At 61.1% G+C, this 23499-nt stretch carries 23 protein-coding genes; 15 read left to right on the top strand and 8 right to left on the bottom strand.

What is annotated here, in order from left to right:
* The first annotated feature begins 183 nt into the window (after nt 1-183).
* Nucleotides 184-711, top strand: coding sequence for a TetR/AcrR family transcriptional regulator (locus OCT39_RS16450; RefSeq protein ID WP_263585513.1), 528 nt, complete (start codon nt 184-186; stop codon nt 709-711).
* Complete coding sequence (locus OCT39_RS16445; protein WP_263585512.1) at nt 708-1817, top strand: MFS transporter; 1110 nt, start codon at nt 708-710, stop codon at nt 1815-1817. Before OCT39_RS16450 ends, OCT39_RS16445 begins: the two co-directional genes overlap by 4 nt.
* Nucleotides 1818-1853: 36 nt before the next feature.
* On the opposite strand, the gene trmB is transcribed toward OCT39_RS16445, so the two are convergent.
* The 3 genes from trmB to thiS form a co-directional block, all read right to left on the bottom strand.
* Nucleotides 1854-2606 carry a tRNA (guanosine(46)-N7)-methyltransferase TrmB gene (trmB, locus tag OCT39_RS16440; RefSeq protein WP_263585511.1) on the bottom strand — a complete coding sequence of 251 codons (753 nt, stop codon included), beginning with the start codon at nt 2604-2606 and terminating at the stop codon, nt 1854-1856.
* A gap of 115 nt (nt 2607-2721) precedes the next feature.
* Nucleotides 2722-3516, bottom strand: coding sequence for a thiazole synthase (locus tag OCT39_RS16435; RefSeq protein ID WP_263585510.1), 795 nt, complete (start codon nt 3514-3516; stop codon nt 2722-2724).
* Between the two features lie 26 nt (nt 3517-3542).
* On the bottom strand, nt 3543-3764 hold the full coding sequence (gene thiS, locus OCT39_RS16430) for a sulfur carrier protein ThiS (protein ID WP_252108149.1): 222 nt from the start codon (nt 3762-3764) through the stop codon (nt 3543-3545).
* 117 nt (nt 3765-3881) lie between these two features.
* Between thiS and OCT39_RS16425 the strand changes: the two genes are divergently transcribed.
* Entirely contained in the window at nt 3882-4262 is a 381-nt protein-coding gene (locus tag OCT39_RS16425; protein ID WP_263585509.1) for a DUF423 domain-containing protein, read from the top strand.
* An 8-nt stretch (nt 4263-4270) separates the two neighbouring features.
* On the opposite strand, the gene OCT39_RS16420 is transcribed toward OCT39_RS16425, so the two are convergent.
* Nucleotides 4271-5278 (bottom strand): LacI family DNA-binding transcriptional regulator, encoded by a 1008-nt coding sequence (locus tag OCT39_RS16420; protein WP_263585508.1) that lies wholly within the window; start codon nt 5276-5278, stop codon nt 4271-4273.
* Nucleotides 5279-5671: 393 nt separating this feature from the next.
* Between OCT39_RS16420 and OCT39_RS16415 the strand changes: the two genes are divergently transcribed.
* The 5 genes from OCT39_RS16415 to OCT39_RS16395 all read left to right on the top strand — a co-directional run bounded on the left by OCT39_RS16415 (nt 5672) and on the right by OCT39_RS16395 (nt 11479).
* Nucleotides 5672-6763, top strand: coding sequence for a sugar phosphate isomerase/epimerase family protein (locus tag OCT39_RS16415; protein WP_263585507.1), 1092 nt, complete (start codon nt 5672-5674; stop codon nt 6761-6763).
* A gap of 4 nt (nt 6764-6767) precedes the next feature.
* On the top strand, nt 6768-7910 hold the full coding sequence (locus OCT39_RS16410) for a Gfo/Idh/MocA family protein (RefSeq protein WP_263585506.1): 1143 nt from the start codon (nt 6768-6770) through the stop codon (nt 7908-7910).
* Nucleotides 7903-9450, top strand: coding sequence for a sugar ABC transporter ATP-binding protein (locus OCT39_RS16405; protein WP_263585505.1), 1548 nt, complete (start codon nt 7903-7905; stop codon nt 9448-9450). The genes OCT39_RS16410 and OCT39_RS16405 overlap by 8 nt, the downstream gene beginning before the upstream one ends.
* A complete protein-coding gene (locus OCT39_RS16400; protein WP_263585504.1) occupies nt 9447-10433 on the top strand; it encodes an ABC transporter permease in 987 nt (328 codons plus the stop codon). Before OCT39_RS16405 ends, OCT39_RS16400 begins: the two co-directional genes overlap by 4 nt.
* A 77-nt stretch (nt 10434-10510) precedes the next feature.
* Entirely contained in the window at nt 10511-11479 is a 969-nt protein-coding gene (locus OCT39_RS16395) for a substrate-binding domain-containing protein (RefSeq protein WP_263585503.1), read from the top strand.
* A gap of 55 nt (nt 11480-11534) precedes the next feature.
* Here the strand turns inward: OCT39_RS16395 and OCT39_RS16390 are convergent, their stop codons facing one another.
* Together OCT39_RS16390 and OCT39_RS16385 are read right to left on the bottom strand one after the other, a co-directional pair.
* The gene (locus tag OCT39_RS16390) at nt 11535-12119 is read right to left on the bottom strand and encodes an NTP transferase domain-containing protein (protein WP_263585502.1); all 585 of its coding nucleotides are present in this window, start codon (nt 12117-12119) and stop codon (nt 11535-11537) included.
* Nucleotides 12120-12303: 184 nt separating this feature from the next.
* Nucleotides 12304-13659, bottom strand: a complete 1356-nt coding sequence (locus tag OCT39_RS16385; RefSeq protein WP_263585501.1) for an amidohydrolase family protein — start codon at nt 13657-13659, stop codon at nt 12304-12306.
* A gap of 582 nt (nt 13660-14241) precedes the next feature.
* On the opposite strand from OCT39_RS16385, the gene OCT39_RS16380 reads away from it, so the two are divergent.
* The 4 genes from OCT39_RS16380 to OCT39_RS16365 all read left to right on the top strand — a co-directional run bounded on the left by OCT39_RS16380 (nt 14242) and on the right by OCT39_RS16365 (nt 18060).
* Nucleotides 14242-15264: an ABC transporter substrate-binding protein gene (locus OCT39_RS16380; protein ID WP_263585500.1), complete on the top strand. Its 1023-nt coding sequence runs from the start codon at nt 14242-14244 to the stop codon at nt 15262-15264.
* Nucleotides 15261-16112 carry an ABC transporter ATP-binding protein gene (locus OCT39_RS16375; protein ID WP_263585499.1) on the top strand — a complete coding sequence of 284 codons (852 nt, stop codon included), beginning with the start codon at nt 15261-15263 and terminating at the stop codon, nt 16110-16112. The genes OCT39_RS16380 and OCT39_RS16375 overlap by 4 nt, the downstream gene beginning before the upstream one ends.
* A gap of 11 nt (nt 16113-16123) precedes the next feature.
* Nucleotides 16124-16912 (top strand): ABC transporter permease, encoded by a 789-nt coding sequence (locus tag OCT39_RS16370; protein ID WP_263585498.1) that lies wholly within the window; start codon nt 16124-16126, stop codon nt 16910-16912.
* A gap of 107 nt (nt 16913-17019) precedes the next feature.
* Nucleotides 17020-18060: an isopenicillin N synthase family dioxygenase gene (locus OCT39_RS16365; RefSeq protein ID WP_263585497.1), complete on the top strand. Its 1041-nt coding sequence runs from the start codon at nt 17020-17022 to the stop codon at nt 18058-18060.
* 141 nt (nt 18061-18201) lie between these two features.
* Here OCT39_RS16365 and OCT39_RS16360 read toward each other — a convergent pair whose 3' ends face one another.
* Nucleotides 18202-19173 (bottom strand): XdhC family protein, encoded by a 972-nt coding sequence (locus OCT39_RS16360; RefSeq protein WP_263585496.1) that lies wholly within the window; start codon nt 19171-19173, stop codon nt 18202-18204.
* A gap of 186 nt (nt 19174-19359) precedes the next feature.
* Between OCT39_RS16360 and OCT39_RS16355 the strand changes: the two genes are divergently transcribed.
* The 3 genes from OCT39_RS16355 to paoC are packed head-to-tail and all read left to right on the top strand — an operon-like array spanning nt 19360 to nt 23045.
* Nucleotides 19360-19917, top strand: coding sequence for a 2Fe-2S iron-sulfur cluster-binding protein (locus OCT39_RS16355; protein ID WP_263585495.1), 558 nt, complete (start codon nt 19360-19362; stop codon nt 19915-19917).
* Nucleotides 19914-20864: an FAD binding domain-containing protein gene (locus OCT39_RS16350; protein WP_263585494.1), complete on the top strand. Its 951-nt coding sequence runs from the start codon at nt 19914-19916 to the stop codon at nt 20862-20864. Before OCT39_RS16355 ends, OCT39_RS16350 begins: the two co-directional genes overlap by 4 nt.
* Before the next feature lie 3 nt (nt 20865-20867).
* A complete protein-coding gene (gene paoC / locus OCT39_RS16345; protein WP_263585493.1) occupies nt 20868-23045 on the top strand; it encodes an aldehyde oxidoreductase molybdenum-binding subunit PaoC in 2178 nt (725 codons plus the stop codon).
* On the opposite strand, the gene OCT39_RS16340 is transcribed toward paoC, so the two are convergent.
* Complete coding sequence (locus OCT39_RS16340; RefSeq protein WP_263585492.1) at nt 23042-23458, bottom strand: PaaI family thioesterase; 417 nt, start codon at nt 23456-23458, stop codon at nt 23042-23044. The genes paoC and OCT39_RS16340 overlap by 4 nt on opposite strands.
* Between the last annotated feature and the right edge of the window lie 41 nt (nt 23459-23499).

The following is a 23499-nucleotide window of genomic DNA, read 5'->3' as shown; positions in this document are numbered from 1 at the left end:
CCTCGATACCCTTATTTTTTTAAAGTGGCGCGCTCACTCAAGAGTTATCTATCCATCAAGCACTTGCGTGCTCGTGGCGTTTTTAGGGCGCCTTGGGCAGCAGGCGGCTACGGCGATATCGTTTGACGGTGTAAAATGATCGTTTTACATTGAGTGTGTGGTTCCATTCAAAGGAGACGCACAATGGACATAATGAGCAAACTCGTTGCCGCCTCGGAAGCGCTGTTCGACCGCCACGGTTTTACCGCCACCGGCATGGATAAGTTGACCAAAAGCGCGGGTATCTCGAGCCGCACGCTCTATAAACACGCGGGCAGCAAGAATGCGTTGATTGGCAGTGTGCTTGGCGAACGTGACAAGCGTTTTGCCCGTCGGCTGGAAGTCGATAGCATCGATGCGCTGTTCAAGGCGCTGGAAGATTGGGCGCGGGTGGAAGGGGTGCGCGGCTGCCTTTTCCTGCGCGCTTATGGAGAGACCGGCGGCGACTCCCCGGAAATCGTCGAGGCCGTGCTGGCTCATAAAGCCCGCGTGGCGGACAAGATCGCCGAGCTGGTCATCGTGGAAACGCGCCAGAGCGACAACGCTGATCTAGTCGAGCAGATCATCGTGCTTTTTGAGGGGGCGACGGCCGCTGCGATCTATCGCGGTGAGCAATCGGTAGTCGCCGCGCGGATGGCGGCCGCTACGCTGCTCGAGCGTCACCGCTTGTGAGCCCCGCACTGACGCTCGGCACATGCGGCTTTGGCCTGATTGCGGTGTGCTACGGCTTTGCGCGCTTTGCTTTCGGGCTTTTTCTTCCGCAAATCGATGCCGAGCTTTCCCTTTCCACGAGCCTCAGCGGATTCATTTCCGGCGGCTCCTTTCTTGGCTACTGTGTCGCCATCGTCGCGTCTGCCTACTTGACCGAGCGGCTGGGGCCTCGGCTTGTGGCTATCGGTGCAGCGCTGGTGGCAGGGATTGGCATGCTAGGAATTGTCATGGCGACGTCGGCCTGGTGGTTAGCCCTGGCGGTGCTGCTGGCGGGCTCGAGTACCGGGCTTGCCTCGCCGCCCATGGCCGCGGCGGTGGACAAAATCGTGGCGCCCAAACGCCAAAGCCTGACCAATACCGTGATCAACGCCGGCACCGGGGCGGGTGTGGTCCTGTCAGGCTCGATGGCACTTTTGATGGAGGATTGGCGTCTGGCCTTCGCGGGATTTGCCGCGACGGCGCTTCTGCTCTCGGTGGCGGTCGCGTTCAGCGTACCAGGTGGCAAGCACAAGGCCGGTGCAAAGGCGGGGAAGGTGTCGCTCAATGCGCTGCTAATCCGCTTAATCATGGCATCGTTTTTGATGGGAGCCGCCAGTACCGCGGTGTGGTCGTTCGGCGGTCAGCTCCTGGCGCTACGTCTTGATTGGGGCCATACCGGCAGCGGACTCTTGTGGATCGCGATCGGCGGTGCGGGAATGGCAGGCGCCTTTGCGGGGGCGCTGATCACCCGATTCGGGATCAACCCGGTACACCGGATCTTCCTGGCGGCGCTTGCGCTGGGAGTGCTCATGGTGGGAATGGTCAACACGACGCCGGCGATGGCGCTCATCGGCGGGCTGCTCTTCGGCATGGCTTATATCATGCTGACCGGCGTCTATCTGGTATGGGGCATTAACGCGCTGCCCGAGCGCCCGGCCACTGGGCTGATGGTCGGTTTTCTGACCATTGCAGTCGGGCAAACGGCGGGCGCGCCGGTGTTTGGGATGATGATGGATCAACTGGGCGCCACCCCCGCCGTTGTAGCATTTGCAGGTCTTACGCTGACCGCGGCCTGGGCGCGGGGCTAACGTTCAGGCCGCAGGCCCTAGCCACTCACTTTTGGTTCAAGGCGTTTTTTGGTAAATCAGATCCCACACGCCGTGGCCGAGCTTCTCGCCGCGCGCTTCGAACTTGGTCAGCGGGCGGAAATTGGGGCGTGGCACGAAAGGCGCGGTATCGGTGTCGGCGGTATTGGCATAGCCGGGCGCGGCTTCCATCACCTCGGCCATCCACTCGGCGTAGGCTTCCCAGTCCGTTGCCATGTGGAAAAAGCCGTTCGGCTCCAGCCGGGTGCGGATTAGCTCCACAAACGCGGGTTGAACGATGCGCCGCTTGTGATGCTTCTTCTTCGGCCAGGGGTCGGGGAAGAAGAGCTGCACGGTATTGATCGACCCCGCCGGCAGGCACTCTTCCAGCACGCGCAAAGCATCTTCGCGGTAGACGCGCAGGTTGGTGAGCCCCAGCTTGTCGGCTTCATCGAGCAGCTTGCCCACCCCCGGCGCGTGCACCTCGATACCGATAAAATCGGTGTCCGGGTGGGTTTTGGCCTGTTCGATCAGAGAGTTACCCATGCCAAAACCGATCTCGACCACGCAGGGGGCTTTCCTGCCGAACAGCGCATATAGATCCTGCGGGCCGTCTTCCAGCGCGAGGCCAAGGCGCGGCCAGACGTCTTCGAGGCCGCGGGTCTGGGCCGGCGTCATGCGCCCGGCGCGAATCACGTAGCTTTTAATGCCGCGGCGGTGAAGCGGCGCGTCCTGACTTTCGGGCCCGGTGGTGCCAGCGTTATCGGACGGGGTGGCGTTGTTCTCGGTCATGGGGTCTCGGCAAGGGTTCTCGAATAAAGCGTCAAAATGGTTCTTTGAAACAGGTCTTTGAAACAGATCTTTGAAATAGGGCGTCAATACAGCTCGTTGAAGATAAAGCGTCGAATCAGCCGTTGATACGCCCGGCAAAGGGCGTGGACGCCTCGGCGGCGCCTCGGCGTGCCATGCGACCGGCCAAAAAGGCGTCGCGGCCGGCCTCGACGGCAAGCTTCATGGCGCGGGCCATGCGCAGCGGCTCGCGGGCGTGGGCGATGGCGGAGTTGAGCAGCACGCCGTCGCAGCCAAGCTCCATGGCGATCGCCGCTTCCGAGGCGGTACCGATGCCGGCGTCCACCAGCACCGGCACGCTCGACTGCTCGACGATCAGGCGAACGTTGTAAGGGTTCTGGATGCCGTGGCCGGAGCCGATCAAGGACCCCAGCGGCATGATCGCGCAGCAGCCGATCGCCTCGAGCTCGCGGGCAACGATCGGGTCATCGCTGGTGTAAACCATGACGTCGAAGCCGTCGTCGATCAGCGTTCTGGCAGCGGCGAGCGTTTCCACCACGTTGGGGTAGAGCGTGGTGTCGTCACCAAGCACTTCAAGCTTGACCAGGTTGTGGCCGTCGAGCAGCTCGCGAGCGAGGCGGCAGGTGCGTACCGCGTCTTTCGCCGTGTAACAGCCGGCAGTGTTGGGCAAAAGCGTATAGCGGCTGGGCGGAATCACGTCCAACAGGTTCGGCGCATCGGCGTTTTGACCCAGGTTGGTACGGCGTACGGCGAAGGTGACGATCTCGGCGCCGCTTTCGGCGACGGCTTGGCCGGTTTCCGCCATGTCCTTGTACTTGCCGGTACCGACCAGAAGGCGCGAGCCAAACGTGCGCCCGGCGACGGTAAACGGCGTATCGTGGTGTGTAGTCATGGGTAATCCTTGAGCGCGAAAAAGAGCTAGCCGCCGCCGATGGCGTGGACGACTTCGATCTGATCGCCTTCGTTGAGCGCGGTGGCGTCGAGCTGGCTTTTGGGTACGATCTGCTCGTTGATCTCGACGGCGATGCGCCGCCCGGTCAAGCCCAGCTGAGCGATCAGATCCGCCGCCGTCTGCCCTTGATTAATGGCGTAAGGTTCGCCGTTGAGCCTAAGCTCTATGGGTGCATTAGGGGTAGACATGAACGATGAGTATCCCTTGATAAGCCAAATATCCCCTATTGTAGCGGTTTAGCGCCGTGCAAGGTATGTCACCTGTGATATGAAAGGGGTCGAACCGACAACGGTAAGGAGCGTTACGTGCAGCAAGCCGATAAAGCATGGTGGTGTTGGGTCGCAGTCTCCGGTGCGCTGATGGTGGCGCTCGGCGCTTACGCCGCCCACGGGCTGGCCGCGCGGGCCAGCAGCGACATGGTCAGCGCCGTGGAAACCGGCGTGCGCTACCAAGCCTGGCATACGCTGGCGATGCTGGCGGTGCTGGTGTGGCGCGCCCAGCGCCCGCGTGCGGGCCAGCGGCTGGTGCTCACGCTCTGGCTGCTGGGCACGCTCGGTTTTTGCGGCTCACTCTACGCCATGGCGCTTTTCGGCCTGAATGTGGGGGTCGTCACGCCCATTGGTGGAGTGGCGCTGATCGGCGGGTGGCTGGCACTTTTGCTGGTGGTGGCGATCGCGCGGGATTAGCGCGCTTTTCAAATACCCCCAGGCCGGGCGGTACTTTGGCGCACGATCAGGCGGGTCTCCAGCACCTGTTGGCGCTCGACCGGCTCATCACGAATGAGCCCAAGCAGCAGCTGCATCGCCTTTTGCCCGATGTCGGGGCGCGGCTGGCTGATGGTAGTGAGCTCCGGGTCGCAGTACTCGCTCAGACGAATGTTGTCGAAGCCGACAATCGACAGATCTTTCGGTATCGCAAGACCGAGTTGGCGCGCCGCCTTGAGCACGCCGATGGCCATTTCATCGCTGTGGCAGAAAATCGCCGTGGGCCGGTGCCTGGACGGGGTCAGCAGTTCAAGGCCCTGGGCATAGCCCGAGTGGACGCCAAAATCTCCGGCCTGGGTGCGCGCCGTGTTCAATAGGTCGTGGGCGGTTAGCGTATCGCGGTAGCCACGTTCGCGCTCGAGGCAGATCGGATTGTTAGCGGGCCCGCTGATCGTCGCGATGTAGCGATGGCCCAGCGAAATCAGGTAGTCGATCGCCTGACAGGCGGCCCGGTAGTTATCCACCGTGACGGTGGGCAGATCGATATCGCTGAAAAATTCGCAGGCCATGACCAGCGGAAAGCGCGCCTGGCGGCAGGCACTTTCCACCAGTGTTCGAGGCACGTCAGCGGTGAGCAACAGCACGCCGTCGGCCTGGTTGGCGGGGAGCAGATCGAAGTAGGCCTCGGCGCGGCCAGGGTCGCGCTCGCAGTCGCCGATCAGAATCTGATACCCGGCCTGATGGGCGACCTCTTCGATGCCGTTGATGATCTCGGAGAAAAAGGGGTTCGAGATATCCGGCAGCAGCGTGACGATGGTTTTGGACTCCCGGCGGCGCAGGCTGCGCGCGGCGCCGTTGGGCGTATAGCCCACCTGAGCGATCGCGCGGGCAACACGGGCGCGCGTCGCCTCGCTGACCTTTTCCGGGGTGGCCAGCGCTCGCGACACCGTAGCGGTGGAGCAGCCGGCCACACTTGCGACTTCCTTGATCGTACTCATGGCAGGTATCTGGATAAAGGGGCGGTAGCTTAACGCAGCTGGGCGCCTGGCGGTAACGTCTGCTGTCACCTGGCCGCGCCTTTGCCGTTCAGCGCGAAAGCGCGAGCGTGTGTCACTGTAAACGATTGCACAAAAGCGCCAAGTGAGACAGCCGTTTTCAGGATGAAGACGAGCTGAAAACGGCTTTTTCCTTTTTAAAGCTCATACTTTGGTCGCTATGGCGTTTCGTTTTTTATTCGGTTATTTGTTACTAATCATAAAGTTATAGATTAATTTCGTCATTCAGCGAACAATGGTCTGACTTGACCAGTAAAAGGGCCTTTGCTGAAATGTAATCCATTACATAGAGTCGTCACATCGGACGCTTATAACGACAATAAGTCAGGAAGCCGCATGAAAACGATCAAGGGCCCCGCCCTCTTTTTGGCGCAGTACGTCAGCGACGAGCCGCCCTTCAATACGCTGGACGGTATCGCGGGCTGGGCGGCCTCCATGGGATTCAAGGCGGTGCAGGTTCCGAGTTGGGACACGCGGCTGATCGATCTTGCAAAAGCCGCCGGCGATCTCGGCTACTGTAACGAGATCAAGGCGACGCTAGCGCGTCACGGTCTGCACATCAGCGAGCTCTCCTGTCATCTGCAGGGCCAGCTGGTGGCGGTACATCCGGTGTACGACACGCTGTTTGACGGCTTCGCGCCTAAAGCGCTGCACGGTGACCCGGACGCTCGCCAGGCCTGGGCGATAGAGCAGCTCAAGCTGGCCGCTCGCGCCAGCGCCAATCTTGGGCTCGACGCCGTCGGCACGTTTTCCGGCGCGCTCCTGTGGCCGTTTCTTTACCCTTGGCCGCAGCGCCCGCCGGGACTGGTCGAAGAGGGGTTTGATGAACTCGCCCGGCGCTGGCGTCCGATTCTCGATGTTTTCGATACCGAAGGGGTGGATCTTTGCTTCGAGATTCATCCGGGCGAAGATCTGCACGACGGCGCCACCTTCGAGCGCTTTCTCGAGGCCGTCGATCATCATCCGCGCTGCCATATTCTTTTTGATCCTTCCCACCTTTTGCTTCAGCAGCTCGACTACCTCGCCTTTCTGGATCGCTACCACGCGCGCATTCGCATGTTTCACGTCAAGGATGCCGAGTTTAATGCGACGGCAAGCCAGGGTGTGTACGGCGGCTACACCTCCTGGGTCGAGCGCGCCGGGCGTTTTCGCTCGCTGGGTGACGGCCAGGTCGACTTCAAGGGCATTTTCACGAGGCTCGCCCAGTACGATTTCGAGGGCTGGGCGGTGATCGAGTGGGAGTGCGCGCTCAAGCATCCGGAGCAGGGGGCGCTGGAAGGGGCGCGGTTTGTGGCCGAACACATCATTCTCGTCACCGATCGGGCATTCGACGACTTCGCCGATGCCAAAACCGATCAAGGCGCCAACCGCGCGCTGCTCGGCCTCGGCGCCGTCCAGGCCGATAACGCTTGCGCCCGCCATGAGTGATTCAATGCCAGGACGCCTGCGCGTGGCCATGATGGGCGGTGGCCCGGGTGCGTTCATCGGCGCGGTGCACCGCTCGGCGCTGCGTCTGGACAATCGTTTCGAACTGCTCGCCGGCGTGTTTTCGTCGAACCATGAGCGCAACCGGCAAAGCGCCCGAGAACTTTATATCGAGCCGGCGCGCTGTTACGCCGACGTGGCCGCGCTGATTGCGGGTGAGGCGGCCAGAGAGGATGGGATCGAGGCGCTCATCATCGTGACGCCCAATCATCTGCACTTCGACGCTGCGATGGCGGGCCTCGAGGCGGGGCTTCACGTGATATGTGAAAAGCCCATGACCATGACCGCCACCGAGGCTGTGGCGTTGAAAAAGGCGGCCTCGCAAAGCGCGGGGCACTTTCTGCTGACCCACACCTATGCGGGCTATCCGATGATACAGCACGCCCGCGAGCTGGTGGCGCGCGGCGAACTGGGCGCGCTGCGTCACGTGCAGGTGGAGTACGTGCAGGAGTGGCTGAGCGAGGCCCAGGGGGAGGAGAACCGCCAGGCGAGCTGGCGAACGGACCCGGCAAAGGCCGGCGCGGCCGGGTGTCTGGGCGATATCGGCGTTCACGCCTTTCAGCTGGCGCAGTTCGTCAGCAGCCAGAAGGTAGCGGATGTAAGCGCCTCGCTCACCACCGCCGTGGCCGGGCGCGCGCTCGACGACAGCGTGCAGGCGCTGCTGCGCTTTGAGTCCGGCATCAGCGGCATGCTCTGGGCCAGCCAGTGCGCCCCGGGTTTCGAGAACGAGCTGAGCATTCGGGTCGTGGGCGAGAAGGCGAGCCTTGCCTGGGCCCAGGAGAGTCCCAACGAACTCTGGCTCAAGCCACTCAATGCCCCAGGCCAACGCCTGACCCGCCGCGATGATGCGGTAAGCGAGCAGGTGGCGCGCAGCGTTCGCCTTCCTGGCGGCCATCCGGAGGGCTATATCGAAAGCTTCGCCAATCTCTACCAGCGCTTCGCCGACGGCATACAGGCAGGCGCCCCGCCGGAGTGGCTTCCGGGTATCGAGGACGGCGTCGACGGTATGCGCTTCATCGAGGCGACGATCGCCTCCAGTCAAAAGGATGGCGTGTGGACTGCGCTTGGCGGGGGTGAGAGCGATGGCTGAGCCGCTTTTGCGCCTTGAGGGAATCGGTAAGTCTTTCGGGCCCGTGACGGTGCTCGACGATATCAACCTCGACATTGCCCAGGGCGAAGTGCTGGGTATTCTGGGCGAGAACGGGGCCGGCAAGTCGACGCTACTGAAGATCATCAGCGGCATTTACACGCCAAGCGTGGGGCGTATTCACATGGGCGGAAACGCGTTCGACGCGCTGGATCCCATCAGTGCCCGACGCCTGGGCGTGGCGATGATTCCCCAGGAGTTCAATCTGGTGGCCACGCTCAAGGTGTACGAGAACGTGTTTCTGGGTCAGGAGCTTCGCCGCGGCGGTTTTCTGGACCACACCCGTATGCGCGCGCAAACGCGCGCGCTGCTCGACTCGCTCGAAGTACACCTGGACCCGAACCAGACCATCGAGCGCCTGAGCGTAGCGCAAAAGCAGATGGTCGAGGTGGCCCGGGTGCTCGTCAACGACGCGCGGGTGGTGATCCTTGACGAGCCCACCACAGTGCTCACGAGCCACGAAACCGCGGTGCTGTTTCGCGTGGTGAAGGCGCTGGTCGACAAGGGTGTGACGGTGCTGTTCATCTCCCACAAGCTGCGCGAAGTAAAGGCCCTTTGCGACCGCCTCTTGATTCTGCGCGATGGCCGCCAGGTCGAGCACTGCGCCGTGGCGTCCATGAACGAAGAGGATATGGCGCGCAAGATGGTGGGCCGCGAGCTGGCGCAAATCTTTCCCGACAAGCCGGCCGGCGACGTGCCCCACCAGGCGCCGGCGCTGGCCGTGCGCGGGCTCTGTGTGGAGGGTGTACTGCACGATATCGATTTCGAGGTGCACCGGGGCGAAATACTGGGCCTCGCCGGACTGGTCGGCGCCGGGCGCACCGAAATCGCCGAGACGATCATGGGGCTTCGTCGTAAAAGCGCAGGCGAGCTTCTCATCGATGGCGAGCCGGTCACGCTCAAATCCCCCCGCGACGCCCACGCCCGCGGGCTTGCCTATCTTTCCGAGGATCGCCAGGGCAAGGGCCTGCAGCTCTCCTTTAACGTGATGCAAAACGTGACCGACCTGAGCCTGGCGCGCTACGTACGCGGGTTGATTCGCCACGGCCAGGAGCGCAAGCGCGCCGAGGAGTATCAGGCACGGCTGTCGATCAAGGCGGCTCACTTGGCCGCCCCGGTAGGGCTTTTGAGCGGCGGCAACCAGCAGAAGGTGTATTTTGCCAAGCTGCTCGATATCGAGCCGGATATTTTACTGCTCGACGAGCCCACTCGCGGTATCGATATCAGTGCCAAACAGCAGATCTATCGCCTGATTCGCGAGCTCACCGCCCAGGGCAAGGCGGTGGTCGTGATCTCCTCCGAGCTCGAGGAGATCATTGGACTGGCCGACCGGGCGCTGGTGATTCGCCAGGGACGTGTGGCGGCCACGCTGGAAGGCGACGACATCAACGAGGAGCGCATCATGCTCTACGCCGCCGGCGCCTGGGAGGCGGACACCGAGCGCCGGGCAGATAACGCATTATCACAAGGAGTGCGCCCATGAATCCGCTACCCCAACGCACCACGCCGCTGGCCCAGCGGTTTCGGCGCCTCCCCTGGAACGCCGCGATTCTGGCGCCTTTGGTGGCGCTGATCGTTCTGTTCGTGGTCTCGTCCTTTGCCAGCGAGTACTTTCTCAATACGCGCAACCTCTCCAACGTGCTGCGCCAGGTCTCTTATACCGGGATCATCGCCATCGGCATGACCTTCGTCATCATTGCCGGCGGTATCGACCTTTCCGTGGGCTCGATGGTGGCGCTGGTCGGGGTGGCGGTACTTTATGTGCTCAATACCATCACCGACCCGCTACAGGCGGTGATTCTCGCCATGCTCGCCGCAGTGGTGGGTGGCGCGCTATTGGGGCTGTTCAACGGGCTTCTGGTGACGCGCGGGCGCATCGCCGCCTTCGTGGTGACGCTGGCCACCATGTCGATCTTTCGCTCGCTGGCGCTTTACTTCACCGACGCCGCTGAGGTCACCACGCGCAACCCGCTGTTCTCGGAGGTGGGCGGCGGCTTCGTACTCGGGATACCGATTCCGGTATGGACGTTTTTCCTGCTGGCAATGGTCTCGCACGTGCTGCTGTTTCATACCGCGTTTGGTCGCCACGTGTGCGCTGTAGGCGCCAACGCGCAGGTTGCGCGCTACTCGGGCATTCGCGTCGAGCGGATGGTGCTCTCGACGTTTTTGATCGCTGGGGTGTGCGTCGGGCTCTCTGCCATCATGCTGACCTCGCGGCTCAATTCGGTGAGCCCGAGCGACGCGGGCTATTTTTACGAGCTCGATGCGATCGCCGCGGTGGTGATCGGCGGCACTGCGCTTTCCGGCGGGCGGGGCACCGTGTGGGGCACAGTGATCGGTGCTTTGATTCTCGGCATCATCAACAACATGCTGAATCTCACCGGCGTTTCGCCCTACCTTCAGGGGTTGGTGAAAGGCGCGGTGATCCTGCTGGCGGTGCTTCTACAGTACAAGCGCGCGCCCTAGATCAGACCCGGCTTGGGCCGGTTTATAACGGGCAAGGCGGTGTCTTGCTCACTTCGCATGCAGACGGGGTTATAACAATGAAACTGACACGCGTACTACAAAAGACAGCGCTGGCAACGGCTTTGATGGGAACCGCACTCAGCGCCAGCGCTCAGGAGTACCACATCGGGGTGACCGTGCCCGCCGCCGAGCATGGCTGGACCGCCGGGCTTTCGTGGTGGGCCCAACAGGCCACCGAAGAGCTTGCCGAAAAGCATCCGGACGTGAGCTTCACCGTGCTGTCCGCCAACTCCGGTACGGCCCAGGTCGCCAACGTCGAGGATTTGATGATCCGCAACCTGGATGCGCTGGTGATCCTGCCCTACAACCCGGCCACGCTGCAGGCGGTGATTAGTGAGGCGTACGAGGAGGGGATCTACACGGTGGTAGTCGACCGTGAGCTTGAAACGCCGGCGCAGAACGTCTTTATCGCCGGTGACAACCCGGGCCTTGGTGAGCAGGCCGCGCGCTATATTGCCGAAGAGCTTGGCGGCGAGGGCAATCTTTTGGTGCTCGAAGGCCCGCCGATTCCCATCAATAGCCAGCGCGTCGATGCCTTCAACCAGGTCATGGAGAACTACCCGGGCATCAATATTCTGGCCTCACAAAATACCGACTGGAACGCTCAGCAGGCGCTCAGCGTGACCGAGGATCTCTTGGGCAGCAACCCGGAGGTCGATGCCATCTGGGCCGGTGACGACGATGTACTGGTCGCCGCGCTTCAAGCCATCGAAGAGAACAGCCGCGACGATATCCAGCTCGTGGTAGGCGGCGGCGGCTCGCAGCGAGTGATCGAGATGATTCGCGACGACCATCCAATGGTCAAGGGCACCGTGACCTACCCGCCGAGCATGATTGCCTCGGCGATCGCGCTGGCCGTGCACGGCGTGAAGGGTGAGCGTTTGGGCGATATGTACCATGGCGTGCCGTCGCGCATGATTCTCGCCGCGGACTTGATCACCGCCGACAACGTCGAGGAGTATCTTGAACCCGACGCCGCCTATTGATTCGCGATAATGGTTGGTCGTCGCCCCGTTCGCCTTCGCGGATGGGGCGTACGCGTCATGAGCGAGACAAATCCGCCGGGCAGTCGATGTCCATTGCAATGCCGGCATCATCGACCGGCAATACCCGATGATGCGCCGCGTTGGCCTGTAGCACGGCTCTCGCGCCCTCGCCGCCGGCAAGCCGGGCCAGCGCCGGCCAGAAGTCGCGACCGAACAGTACCGGGTGGCCCGATCTCTCGTTGAGGCTGGGGGAGACGATGATATTCGGCGCACTCATGTCCATCAGCGCGGTAAAGGTGCCGCGCTGGATATAGGGCATATCGCCGAGCAGCACGGCAGCGGCCTGGATGTCCGACACGGAAGGATCCTCGAGCAGCGCCCCGAACGCCTCGCCGATACTCGCCCCCAGGCCGTGACGGGCGCTTTTCACGCGAATCAGCGCGCACTCCTCGATGCCGATGGGTGTATCTTCTTCGCGCACCACGACTCTAAGGCTTGAAAACGTGCCCCGAGCGTTGGCCAGGCTTGCGATCAGCAGCGAGCGGCCGTCACCGAGCACCGCGTCGCGTTTGTCCGCCGCGCCAAAGCGGCGCGAGTAACCCGCCGCCATCATCAGCGCCATGATCTTGTCTCGCTGCACGTTTCAGCGCTCCACGGTGATGAGTCGGTTCGAACGCCTCTATTTGACCTTGATGAGAGGCGGCATTACAAGCGAAGCGAGCTATTGCGATAACCCTGGCCACGTCGTTTCTACGTGTATCGATACCAAACAACGCAATGCATAACAGTCTTGCCTAACGCCAAACAATCATCGACGGCGGTTTTTATACCGATGAGAGCAATTCGGCGACGCTGAGTTGCACCTGCCGGGTGAGTTCCGCCTCATCCAGCCCCTTCAACTGGCCTTTTTCAATCACGGGACGCCCATTGATGAAGCTATACCAAACCGCTGCCGGTTCGGCACATAGCAGGGGAGCCATCAACGGTGAGTGAATACCAGCAAAGCGTGGTCGTGCGATATCGTAAATCACGATATCCGCTGCCTGGCCTACTTTGATTTCGCCGATGTCTTTCAACCCCAGAACCTTTGCGCCGCCTTTGCTACCCCACTCCAGCATCTGCTCAAGCGTCGTGGCTTCGGGCCCGCATACCGCTCGGTGCAAAAGCCAAGCTAAGTTGAGTTCTTGCAACATGGAGCCGGATTCAGAAGATGCCGAGCCATCGACACCAAGGCTTATAGGAACGCCCGCTTTCGCCATTTGAGGCACTGGCGCAATACCGCTGCCCAGACGACAATTGGAGGTTGGGCAGTGTGCGATGCCGCTTCCCGTATCGGCGAGTCGCTCGATGACATGAGCGTTGCTATGCACCAGATGGGCAAACCAAACGTCGCTACCAAGCCATCCCCTCTCGGCGGCGTAATCGATGGCGGGCATGCCATATTTTTCGAGTGACTGGTGCTCATCGAAGGCGACTTCCAGAAGGTGGGAGTGACGCCGCAAGCCATTGCATTTTGCATACTGAGCCAGTATTTCCAGCGTATCAGGGCGGCTCGAATGTATCAGACTGGTTGGCGCGACCACCAGCCGTCGCATGGCATCCTGTTGAGGCTGATGGTAGCGCTTACGGCTATGATCCAAGCGATCCACTACCTGCTGCAACGTCTCCGGTAGGATATTGTGACGGGCCATGCCCTTATGTGTGCCTGCCTCCGTAGCGAAACCGCGACACAACACCAGACGTATACCCAGCTCGTCAGCCGCTTGCCATACCGCATCCTCGAGCTCTGGCGTGGTGTCGTGATGATAGAGGTAGTGATGGTCTGCGCAGGTCGTCACGCCCGAACGCAGCATCTCGTAGAGCCCGAGCCTTGCGGCATGATACATCTGAGTCGGCGTTATTTTAGGCCAAAAGCGGTACGGCACCGAGCCAAGCCATTCTCCCAGACCTTGATTGAGCCCGGCCGGTACTCCTTTGAGAATGGACTGCGCCAAATGGTGATGGGTATTAACCAGACCAGGCCATACTACGCAGCCGTTGGCGTTGATAATGTGTTCATCTTGCTGGACCGGTAGGTCAGTACCGAGTTCGACGATTCGATTGTCGCGAATTCGAATATCGGTGGCGGCTGGAAAAGAGGAAGAGAAAATCGCCGCGGCCCGGCGAATGAGGTAGCTCATGGTAACTCCATGTATCGATATTCTGGAGCAATGACCCGGGATAACCCTGACCGCTTCTACTCCTGTTGAGGGTCGCTTGGAACGTGGTTGACTGCCATGGTGCAAACGATTTGAAGCTTGCAATTATCGCTCCAACCGTTGTTCAGGGCCTTTCACCCCCCTGTAAATTCAAACCCTTGGTAAAACAGGTCGATATATAAAAAACCTGGGGCAGCCGCCATGGGGTAGCTATCTATAGCGTGGTGCACCAACGGTTGGCCGAGTGTCCATTACCTTGCACCAGCCAAGCGCGATTTATCTCCAAACAGTTGGCGCGATAATTCATTTATTATATTAAGCGCATGATATTCAATAGTTAATTTTGTTAAAGGCACACCTTGTGCTTTGGCATGTGCACATGGCGATTTTTTGCCATCGTGTCCTGGTAGAAGCTGTCAGGGTCTTGTGGCCCAGGTCATTGCTAGGCACGCCAAGCGGTCCTCGTTTCAAAACGAGCCGGGGCGTGCATGGCTTAAAAAACCATGTTTTCCCCACTATCTGGCTCCTTGCTGTGACCGATCCGATGACGTGGGAGAAAAAGTGATGACGCTACCTGTAATGCATTCCTCCATTCACAAGACAAAAGCCACTGCCATCACGCTTGCCGCGCTTTTGATGAGCGGCACTATTCATGCCGCCGATCGTGTGACTTTTCAACTCGATTGGCTTCCTGGCGGTGACAAGGCGCCGGTATACGTAGGATTGGCCCAAGGCTTTTTTGAAGAAAGGGATCTCGACGTCCACATTTCTCAGGGGCGAGGTTCGACCGATGCCATCACAAAGCTGGCAACGGGTCAGGCAGACATAGGGCTTTCCGATATAACCGCCTTGATGATTGCTCACGCCGAAGGCGATGTACCGGTCAAGGGGGTTTATTCGGTATTCAGTCAGCCGCCCCACGCTTTTTATGTACTGAAAGATTCAGATATAGAGCAGGTAAGTGACGTGGCCGATAAGCGTATCGCTACCTCGCCCTTTACTTCTTCCAATCTCTTTTTACCGCTCTTGCTCGAAATGAACGGTGTCGAGGAGCAAAGCGTCAACCTGATTCAGAGTGATCCCGGCACGCTTAGCCCCATGCTGCTGAACGGACGAACGGACGTTGTCATTAGTTGGATCACTGACCAGGAACGCTACGCCGATAACGCCCGTTCGATAGGGCAATCGCTGCGCGTTATACCCTGGCACGAAGCCGGACTTGAGGCTTACGCGACGACCTTGATTGCCAGCGAACGGTTTTTGGATGAGCGTCCAGACGTTGCCAAACGCTTCGTCGAGGCCTATGAGCAGGCGATCGAGTACACCTGGGCCAACCCCGAACAAGCGGCGGTAGCGGTCAACGACGTCGTACCTGAGGTCGAGATCGATATGGCCGCTCGGACGATCGAGGCGATTCGCTCGTTGGTCTTCAACGATTTCAGCGCAGCCAATGGGTTGGGCACTTTTGAGCCCGGTCGCTTGGCATCTACCTGGCAGTGGACCGCTAACGCTCAGGAAATGGACCCCGAAGTCCTCGACCCTGAAAGCATCGTCGACCGTCGTTTTCTTCCCGGGAGTTCGCGATGAAAGCCGCGGTTGAGTTTTTGAATGTAAGCCACGCCTATCGGGCCCGGCGCAAGCCGTCGGTTGAAGCGCTTAGCGATATATCGCTTCAACTTGCGCACCACGAGTTCGTGGCAGTCGTTGGGCCATCGGGGTGTGGTAAATCAACGCTCTTGCGTCTGCTCAGTGGACTAACCCAGCCAACGCAGGGAGAGGTCTATCGATTCGGCCAAAAAGTGACGCAACCGGATGGCGACGTGGGTATCGTCTTTCAAAAGCCAACGCTTTTACCATGGCTCGATATCGTCGAGAACGTTGTTTTCCCCTTGCGTCATCAAGGCAAAACCGTAGGGCGACGCGACCGACAGAACGCTTGCGAGCTTCTGCAAACCGTTGGATTGGGAGATTTTTTGAACCGCCGCCCCGATGATCTTTCCGGCGGCATGCAGCAGCGGGTGGGGATTGCGCGAGCGCTTCTTTTGGACCCGGACATACTGATCATGGACGAGCCTTTTTCGGCACTGGATGCGCTAAGTCGTGAGCAAATGGGATTTGAGCTTTTACAAATATGGAGTGCTCGACCCAAAACGGTACTGTTTATCACCCACTCAATCAGCGAAGCGGTGTTGCTGGCAGACCGAGTGCTGGTAATGAGCCCGCGTCCGGCCTCGATCGTGGATGAAATCACTATCGATCTGCCGCGCCCACGGACCCCTTCGACGATAGAGTTGCCGGCATTCAATACCTATACCCAGCGAATCCGGCGGCATATTTTCGGTCAGGAGAGCGCAGCCAAAACTGCCTTTAACGATCCTGAGCCTGAAAGCGCACGACCGTCCGCGACTCGACCGCTTGAGCATCAAACCTCGTGAGGAAGCACTCCATGAAAGACGCGAATTATATTCACGATCTGGTACATCAAAAACTGCTTCCTCTACTGGCTTTTTTAGGAGTGATCGTACTTTGGGAGCTTGGCTGTAGGCTATTCAGCGTGCCTGAATATGTCTTCCCTGCTCCCAGCCAGATTTTCGATGCCTTTCTGGGCGTGGATGGCCAGCGCTGGCTAGGCCATCTTTGGGCCACATTGAGAGTCGCGCTGTCGGGTTTTGCGCTTTCGGTACTTATTAGCATCCCCATGGCGATCCTGATGGTGCGCTCGGTTTTTTTAAAGCGTACGTTGCTGCCTTTTTTGATCGTGGTTCAGTCCACGCCTATCGTGGCTGTAGCCCCTCTGATCATTGTCATACTCGGTGCAGGCGAAGCGCCTCGTACCGTGATTGCCTGCCTGATTTCGTTTTTCCCCATTGTGGTGGCAACCACGTCGGGGCTGCTTTCGACACCCAGGGAGATGCTGGAGCTTTCGAACTCCCTTAACGCCTCGCCCGTGCGCCAGATCTGGCAGGTACGGCTTCCGTACGCCGTGCCGCATATTTTTAGCGGCCTCAAGGTGGCGATTACGCTTGCGATTATTGGCGCTGTCATCGCCGAATTCGTGGCGGCGGAACAGGGGCTGGGTTACTTCGTCCAGTTCTCGACCTCTTATTTTCGTATTCCCCAGGCTTTTGCGGCGTTGTTCTTCCTCTCGGTCGTCAGCCTGCTGCTTTTCAAGGCGGTTCAGTGGGTACAACAAACCTTTTTCGCCTGGAGCCTGCCCGCCGATAGCGAACGCTAAAGGGGGCGGCTTCAGTTTTCGGAGTAGAAGCGGCAGGCGATGTTACGTCGCCCGGCATTGCTCCAATGACCGGCAAGCTCGATATGCCATGACGTTGGAGAAGCACCATGACTCTATCTTTACGTAATTCTGCGACCGAGCAGACTCAAAATACGCTTGAGGAACTCGATTTCGAGCGCACGATTGGCGGACTGGGCAGTGAAACCGACCGGAAAATCCCACTCATCGATCTTGGCGACTTCGAAACTCGGCGTGATGAGATAAGTCGAGAGCTTTGGCAGGCCGCCAGCGAAGTGGGTTTTTTTCAGCTGGTCAATCACGGCCTCGAAACCGAAGAGATCCGACAGGCTTTTCGCCTCTCCGAACGTTTTTTTCAGTTGCCGGAACAAGAAAAGAATCGCTACGCGTTAAAGAAGGGACAAAACGCGGGCTGGGAGTTCAAGTCGCAGGTACGACCCTCCACGCAAACCGCGGACCAAAAGGAATCCTTTCAAGTGACATTGCCGCGCATGGAGGGCTTGTGGCCCGATCAGGTGACGCTGGCAGAGTTCCAGCGCATTATTCTCGATTTCGAGTATAAGGCTTGGCGGCTTGGTATGCAGGTACTCTCCTGCTTTGCTGAAAAGCTGGATTTTCCAAGGGATTTTTTCGCACTCGCGCACGACCGTGCCTCCGAGGAGTATCAAAGCACGCTTCGGCTTTTGCACTATCTTCCGCTTTCGAAGGAGGCACTTCAGGATGCGTCATTGTGGCGTGCTGGAGCCCACACCGATTTTGACTGCCTGACAATGGTTTTTCAGCGCGAAGGGCAAGGGGGCTTGCAAGTATGCCCAGGCCAGGATGCCAATAAGGATGGAAACGGACCTGCCTGGACCAGCGTCGAGCCACGTGATGACATCATTACCTGTAATATCGGCGATATGCTGATGCGGTGGAGCGATGATCAACTGAAATCCACGCTGCATCGTGTACGCATGCCAACGCCCGAGGAAGCGGGGCAACCGCGCTACAGCATGGCATTTTTCTGTCAAGCGAATAAGAGCGTGACGATTCAGGGGCCCAATGGAAAGTACCCGCCCATCACCGCTCACGATTACCTGCAGCAGAGAATCGCCGCTAACTTCAGCGCCGAGAAAAAAAGCGACTAACCGTTTTGAACCTTGAACTGACGATAGTTGCCTGGCTGCAAAAGCGCACGCGAATGAGCGGCCTCTGACGCTACGCATGTTACATATCCCGGCACTCTCCTGTGCCGGGTTTTCTCACCGCCGCTGTATGACCCCGCTGGCTCAAAGCGCATCCATCGTTTTCCCATGCTGCACGCGCACGATATCCGCCATCACCGCCAGCGCGATCTCGGCAGGCGTCTTGCTGCCAAGTGCTAGCCCAATGGGCATGTGGATACGGGCGATCTGCGCGTCGCTCAAACCGCCGGAGCGCGCCAAACGCTCGGCGCGGGCGTTGGAGGTGCGCTGTGAGCCCATCACGCCGATATAAAACGCCTGGGTGCGCACCGCTTCCATCATCGCCAGGTCGTCGATGCGCGGGTCGTGGGTGAGTGCCACCACCGCGGTAGCGCCGTGGCAGGTCTGGCTCGAGATATAGGTCGAGGGCAGGGTGGTTCTGACCTCGGCGCCGGGCACGTTGAACGCTTGGCAGGCGGCCTCATTCGGGTCGCAGACGATCACCTCGAAACCCAGCGTGACGGCAAAGGACGCGCAGGGCGCCGTGATCGGCGAGATACCCGCGATCACTAGCCGGTGCGCCGGTGAGACGCGAAGCTCGATGACGTCGCCCTTGATCTCGACCCGCGGCCCGACCGGCGGGGCCGGGTGAAACGCGTGCTCACCGCGTTGAGTATCGACCCGGCGAATTAGCGGCTCGTGGCCCTGGAGCGCCTCCCGGAGCCTGACCAGGTGTGCGCGGGTGTCCGGCGTCGGCGCCAAGCGCTCGATGAGCACGTCCAGCGCCCCGCCGCAGGGCAGCGCCACGTTGGGCACGGCGTTTTCGCCGTCGCCGTAGCGGGTCAGGGTGATCGGGGCATCAAAAGCGCCGCGGCCCAGGCGTTCGAGAAAATCCTCCTCCACGCAGCCGCCGGAGAGCGAGCCTGCGTGCTCGCCGCGCCCGTTCGCACAAAGCCAGGACCCCGGCGCCCGGGGGGAGGAGCCGAAGGTGTCGAGCACCGTGCAGAGCCATATCGTCTCGCCTTCATCGCACCACGCAAGCGCTTGCTCGATGACCTTCAGATCCAGATGTTGCATGAAAGGATGCGTTCCTCGTGAAGCGGCGCCGGGCCGCGCGGGTGGGAGTCGTTAGTGTAGCGTAGACCAGTCAACGATCCTTGATGTGGGTTATCGGATGCGTTGGGCCGAGCGCGCCGATTGTGACTATGCTTAACCGGTCATGACCGTGACCCGGCATCGGAACATAATTAAAGGCAATGAAAAATGACCTCTACGACGACGTTCGAGAAGCCACGCGCGAGCGCTCAAACGCGCTCAAACGTTGCTTTGACCATCAACGGCCAGCGCCACGAGCTAACGCTTGATAATCGCACCACGCTGCTGGACGCCCTGCGCGAGCATTTGAATCTCACCGGCTCCAAAAAAGGCTGCGATCACGGCCAGTGCGGCGCGTGTACGGTGAACATCAACGGCGAGCGGGTGAACGCCTGCCTGACACTGGCCGTCATGCACGAAGGTGACGAGATCACCACCATCGAAGGCGTCGGCGACGTCGAGCATCTGGACCCGATGCAGCAGGCGTTCATCGATAACGACGCCTTCCAGTGTGGCTACTGCACGCCGGGCCAGATCTGCTCGGCGAAAGCGACGCTCGAGGAAATTCGCGCGGGTATCCCGAGCCACGTCACCGATGACCTGACGGGACCCGTCGAGATCACCGACGAGGAGATTCGCGAGCGCATGTCCGGCAATCTTTGCCGCTGCGGCGCCTACGCCAACATTCTCAAGGCCATTCAACAGGTTGCCAAGGAGCGCGCATGAAAGCCTTTTCCTTTGAGCGCATCGACGATGCCGCCCAGGCGGCGGCGCGCGCCTTCGAGGTGCCGGGCAGCAAATTCATCGCCGGCGGCACCAACCTGCTGGATCTGATGAAGCACGAAATCGAAGTGCCGCCGCACCTGATCGATATCACCCACGCGGGACTCGATGCCATCACCGCCACCGACGACGGCGGGCTCAAGATCGGCGCGATGGTCAGCAACACCGCGCTCGGGGCAGACGAGCGCATCAAGCGCGACTATCCGGTGCTCAGCCGCGCGCTCTTCGCCGGCGCCTCCAGCCAGCTGCGTAACAAGGCCTCGACCGGCGGCAACCTTCTGCAGCGTACTCGCTGCCCGTACTTTTTCGACCCAAAAATGCCCTGCAACAAGCGCGAGCCGGGCGCCGGCTGCGCCGCCCTCGACGAGGGCGCCGACACCCGCCAGCTCGGCATCATCGGCACCTCGGAATCCTGCATCGCTACGCACCCCTCGGATATGGCGGTGGCGCTTCGTGTGCTCGATGCCGAGGTGGAAACCATCGACCCCGAGGGCCAGACTCGGCGGCTGAGTCTCGACGAGTTCTATCAGCTTCCCGGCGACACGCCGGAGGTGGAAAACGCGCTCACGCCCGGCGAGATCATCACCGGCGTGGTGCTGCCCGCCCCAGTCGGCGGCAAGCAGCGCTACTTCAAGGTGCGCGACCGCGCGTCTTATGCCTTTGCGCTGGTGTCGGTGGCGCTGATCGAGCAGGAAAACGGCGAAGGGCGCGTGGCGCTGGGTGGGGTGGCGCCCAAACCCTGGCGGCGCGAGAACGCCGATGCCGAGCTTGCCAACGGCGCCAAAGCCGTCATGGAGAAGCTGCTGGAAGGTGCCCGCCCAACCGAAGACAACGCCTACAAATTGACGCTTGCCGAACGCACGCTGGCGGCTCTGCTGGCCAAGGAGTGATGTATGGATTTTAACCAGTCAGTCGACGAGAACCTGTTCGACCGTGCGCGCATCATCGGCAAGCCCCACGCCCGCATCGACGGCGCGCTGAAGGTCACCGGCACCGCGCCCTACGCCTACGAGCGCAACGACGTGGTAGAGAATCACCTGGTGGGCTATCCGCTGGGCGCGAGCATCGCCAAGGGGCGCATTACCCGCATGGACGCCACGGCGGCGCGCAACGCCGACGGCGTGGCGGCGGTAATCACCGCGCTCGACATCGACGAGCTGCCCCGCCCGGCCAGCAACGACGCCAAGCTTTTTGGCGGCGATATCGTCGAGCACTACCACCAGGCGATCGCCGTGGTGGTCGCCGATACCCTTGAGCAGGCCCGCGCGGCGACGTCGCTCATCGAGGTGGAGTACGAACAGACCCCGGGCACCTTCGATCTGGACGATGCCTGGAAGCGGCTTCAGGATCGCGACGTGATTTCAGAAGTGGGTGACGTGGACGCCGCGTTCGAGCGCGCCGAGGTCACGATGGATGAGACCTACCACACCGCTTCTCAAAGCCACGCGATGATGGAGCCTCACGCGACCATCGCCGACTGGTCTGAGGGCAAGCACCTGACGCTCTGGACCTCGAACCAGATGATCGAGTGGTCCCGCCAGGGGCTTTCGAAGATTTTCGGCATCGACGCCGACACCATCCGCCTGGAGAGCCCGTTTGTCGGCGGCGGCTTCGGCGGCAAGCTTTGGGTGCGCGCCGACGCGGTGCTGGCCGCGCTCGCCTCCCGTGAGACCAAACGCCCGGTGAAGGTCGCGTTGCCGCGCCCGTTCATTTTCAACAACGCCACCCACCGCTCCGGCACCGTCCAGCGCCTGCGCATCGCCGCGAACAAGGACGGCCACATTACCGCCTTCGATCACTCGGCGATCTCCCACACCCTGCCGGGCGGCGCCGGCGAGGACGCGGTGAACCAGACGCGCTGCTTCTACGCTGGCGAAAGCCGCCGCACCGCGCACCACGCCATCGACATGAACCTGCCGGAATCCGCCGACATGCGCGCGCCCGGTGAGGCCTCGGGGCTGGCAGTACTGGAAATTGCCATGGACGAGATGGCCGAGAAGCTCGGCATGGACCCGGTCGAGTTTCGCATCCTCAACGACACCCAGGTCAACCCGGAAGAGCCGCACAAGCGCTATAGCGACCGCCACTTCGTCGAGTGCCTGCAAAAAGGCGCCGAAGTGTTCGGCTGGGGCGAGCGCAGCAAGACGCCGGGAAGCAAGCGCGAAGGGCAGTGGCTGATCGGCCAGGGCGTGGCCGGCGCCTACCGCGGCGCGATCACCATGGACTCCGGCGCCCGGGTGCGCGTGAGCGAGGGCAAGCTGGTCGTCGAGACCGACATGACCGATATCGGCACCGGCTCCTACACCATTCTCGCCCAAACCGTGGCGGAAACCATGGGCGTCACGATGGACGAAGTAGACGTCCGCCTGGGTAACAGCGCTTACCCGGTGTCGTCCGGCTCCGGCGGCCAGTTCGGCGCGGCAAGCTCGACGGCGGGCGTCTACGCGGCGTGTTTGGCGCTGCAAAAAGAGATCGGCAAGCGCTTGAACGTCGAGTCACCGCGCTTCGAGAACGGGCGCGTGCTGGCAGGCGACCAGGACGTTGGGCTTTTCGAGATCGAAGGCGAAGAGCTCATCGGCGAGGACACGCTGCACTTCGGCGACTTCCAGGATGAGATGGAGCTGGGCACCTTCGGCGCGCACTTCGTCGAGGTGGCGGTGCATGTCTACACCGGCGAAACGCGCCTTCGCCGCATGCTCTCGGTCTGTGACGCCGGGCGCATTCTCAACCCGACCACCGCGCGCAGTCAGGTGCTCGGCGGCATGACCATGTCGATTGGGGCCGCGCTGTCGGAAAGCCTCAATATCGACACGACGCGAGGCTTTTTCACCAACCACGATCTGGCGGGCTACGAGATTGCGGTGCACGCGGATATCCCGGAGCAGGAGGTGATCTTCCTCGATACGCTGGACGGCGCCGCGACGCCGCTCAAGGCCAAGGGGGTAGGCGAGCTCGGCATCTGCGGCGGCGCGGCGGCGGTGGCGAACGCCATGTACAACGCCACCGGCATCCGCCTGCGCGACTACCCGCTGACGCTGGATCGCATGCTCGACCGGCTGCCCGCGATCTAATCCTTGATCGGCAGGGCATAGCTTGCGACGACGTGCGCCACCGGGCGCGCGTCGTCGCTGGCTGAAAATACCTGCACTTCCCCTACGCCCATGCGCCGGCCGAGCTTGATCAGCCGGGCGTGGGCAATGATGTCGTGCTCGCCGGAGGCAGCGCGCAGAAAGTGGCAGTTCAGGTCGCTGGTCACCGCCATCGGCTCCGGGCCGATCTGGCCCAGGATCGCCACGTACAGCGCCACGTCGGCAAAGCCCATTATCGTCGGCCCGCTCACCCGCGGGCCGGGGCGCAGATGCTCGTGGCCAATCGTCAGGCGCATCGTCGCGCGCATCTCGCCGACGCTCTCCACCCGGCCCATGCGCTGGGGAAATACCTCGTCCAGAAACTGCTCGATCTCGTCGACGGTCATGGCGGTCATTGTTGTTGTCTCCGTGTTCGGTGAAGGATGGGTGCAACGAT

Origin of the sequence: Halomonas sp. GD1P12 (assembly GCF_025725645.1) — a bacterium.
Classification (GTDB): domain Bacteria; phylum Pseudomonadota; class Gammaproteobacteria; order Pseudomonadales; family Halomonadaceae; genus Vreelandella.
Note: the sequence above shows the minus strand (reverse complement) of the source record. Positions and strands in the feature narration are given on the sequence as shown.

What these genes read in the sequence shown, in the direction of transcription:
- OCT39_RS16435 (WP_263585510.1), bottom strand. Translation starts at nt 3,516, where the DNA reads ATGACTACACACCACGATACGCCGTTTACCGTCGCCGGGCGCACGTTT.
- paoC (WP_263585493.1), top strand. Translation starts at nt 20,868, where the DNA reads ATGGATTTTAACCAGTCAGTCGACGAGAACCTGTTCGACCGTGCGCGC.
- OCT39_RS16450 (WP_263585513.1), top strand. Translation starts at nt 184, where the DNA reads ATGGACATAATGAGCAAACTCGTTGCCGCCTCGGAAGCGCTGTTCGAC.
- OCT39_RS16410 (WP_263585506.1), top strand. Translation starts at nt 6,768, where the DNA reads ATGCCAGGACGCCTGCGCGTGGCCATGATGGGCGGTGGCCCGGGTGCG.
- OCT39_RS16395 (WP_263585503.1), top strand. Translation starts at nt 10,511, where the DNA reads ATGAAACTGACACGCGTACTACAAAAGACAGCGCTGGCAACGGCTTTG.
- trmB (WP_263585511.1), bottom strand. Translation starts at nt 2,606, where the DNA reads ATGACCGAGAACAACGCCACCCCGTCCGATAACGCTGGCACCACCGGG.
- OCT39_RS16340 (WP_263585492.1), bottom strand. Translation starts at nt 23,458, where the DNA reads ATGACCGCCATGACCGTCGACGAGATCGAGCAGTTTCTGGACGAGGTA.
- OCT39_RS16415 (WP_263585507.1), top strand. Translation starts at nt 5,672, where the DNA reads ATGAAAACGATCAAGGGCCCCGCCCTCTTTTTGGCGCAGTACGTCAGC.
- OCT39_RS16365 (WP_263585497.1), top strand. Translation starts at nt 17,020, where the DNA reads ATGACTCTATCTTTACGTAATTCTGCGACCGAGCAGACTCAAAATACG.
- OCT39_RS16400 (WP_263585504.1), top strand. Translation starts at nt 9,447, where the DNA reads ATGAATCCGCTACCCCAACGCACCACGCCGCTGGCCCAGCGGTTTCGG.
- OCT39_RS16370 (WP_263585498.1), top strand. Translation starts at nt 16,124, where the DNA reads ATGAAAGACGCGAATTATATTCACGATCTGGTACATCAAAAACTGCTT.
- OCT39_RS16405 (WP_263585505.1), top strand. Translation starts at nt 7,903, where the DNA reads ATGGCTGAGCCGCTTTTGCGCCTTGAGGGAATCGGTAAGTCTTTCGGG.
- OCT39_RS16380 (WP_263585500.1), top strand. Translation starts at nt 14,242, where the DNA reads ATGACGCTACCTGTAATGCATTCCTCCATTCACAAGACAAAAGCCACT.
- OCT39_RS16350 (WP_263585494.1), top strand. Translation starts at nt 19,914, where the DNA reads ATGAAAGCCTTTTCCTTTGAGCGCATCGACGATGCCGCCCAGGCGGCG.
- OCT39_RS16355 (WP_263585495.1), top strand. Translation starts at nt 19,360, where the DNA reads ATGACCTCTACGACGACGTTCGAGAAGCCACGCGCGAGCGCTCAAACG.
- OCT39_RS16360 (WP_263585496.1), bottom strand. Translation starts at nt 19,173, where the DNA reads ATGCAACATCTGGATCTGAAGGTCATCGAGCAAGCGCTTGCGTGGTGC.
- thiS (WP_252108149.1), bottom strand. Translation starts at nt 3,764, where the DNA reads ATGTCTACCCCTAATGCACCCATAGAGCTTAGGCTCAACGGCGAACCT.
- OCT39_RS16420 (WP_263585508.1), bottom strand. Translation starts at nt 5,278, where the DNA reads ATGAGTACGATCAAGGAAGTCGCAAGTGTGGCCGGCTGCTCCACCGCT.
- OCT39_RS16375 (WP_263585499.1), top strand. Translation starts at nt 15,261, where the DNA reads ATGAAAGCCGCGGTTGAGTTTTTGAATGTAAGCCACGCCTATCGGGCC.
- OCT39_RS16385 (WP_263585501.1), bottom strand. Translation starts at nt 13,659, where the DNA reads ATGAGCTACCTCATTCGCCGGGCCGCGGCGATTTTCTCTTCCTCTTTT.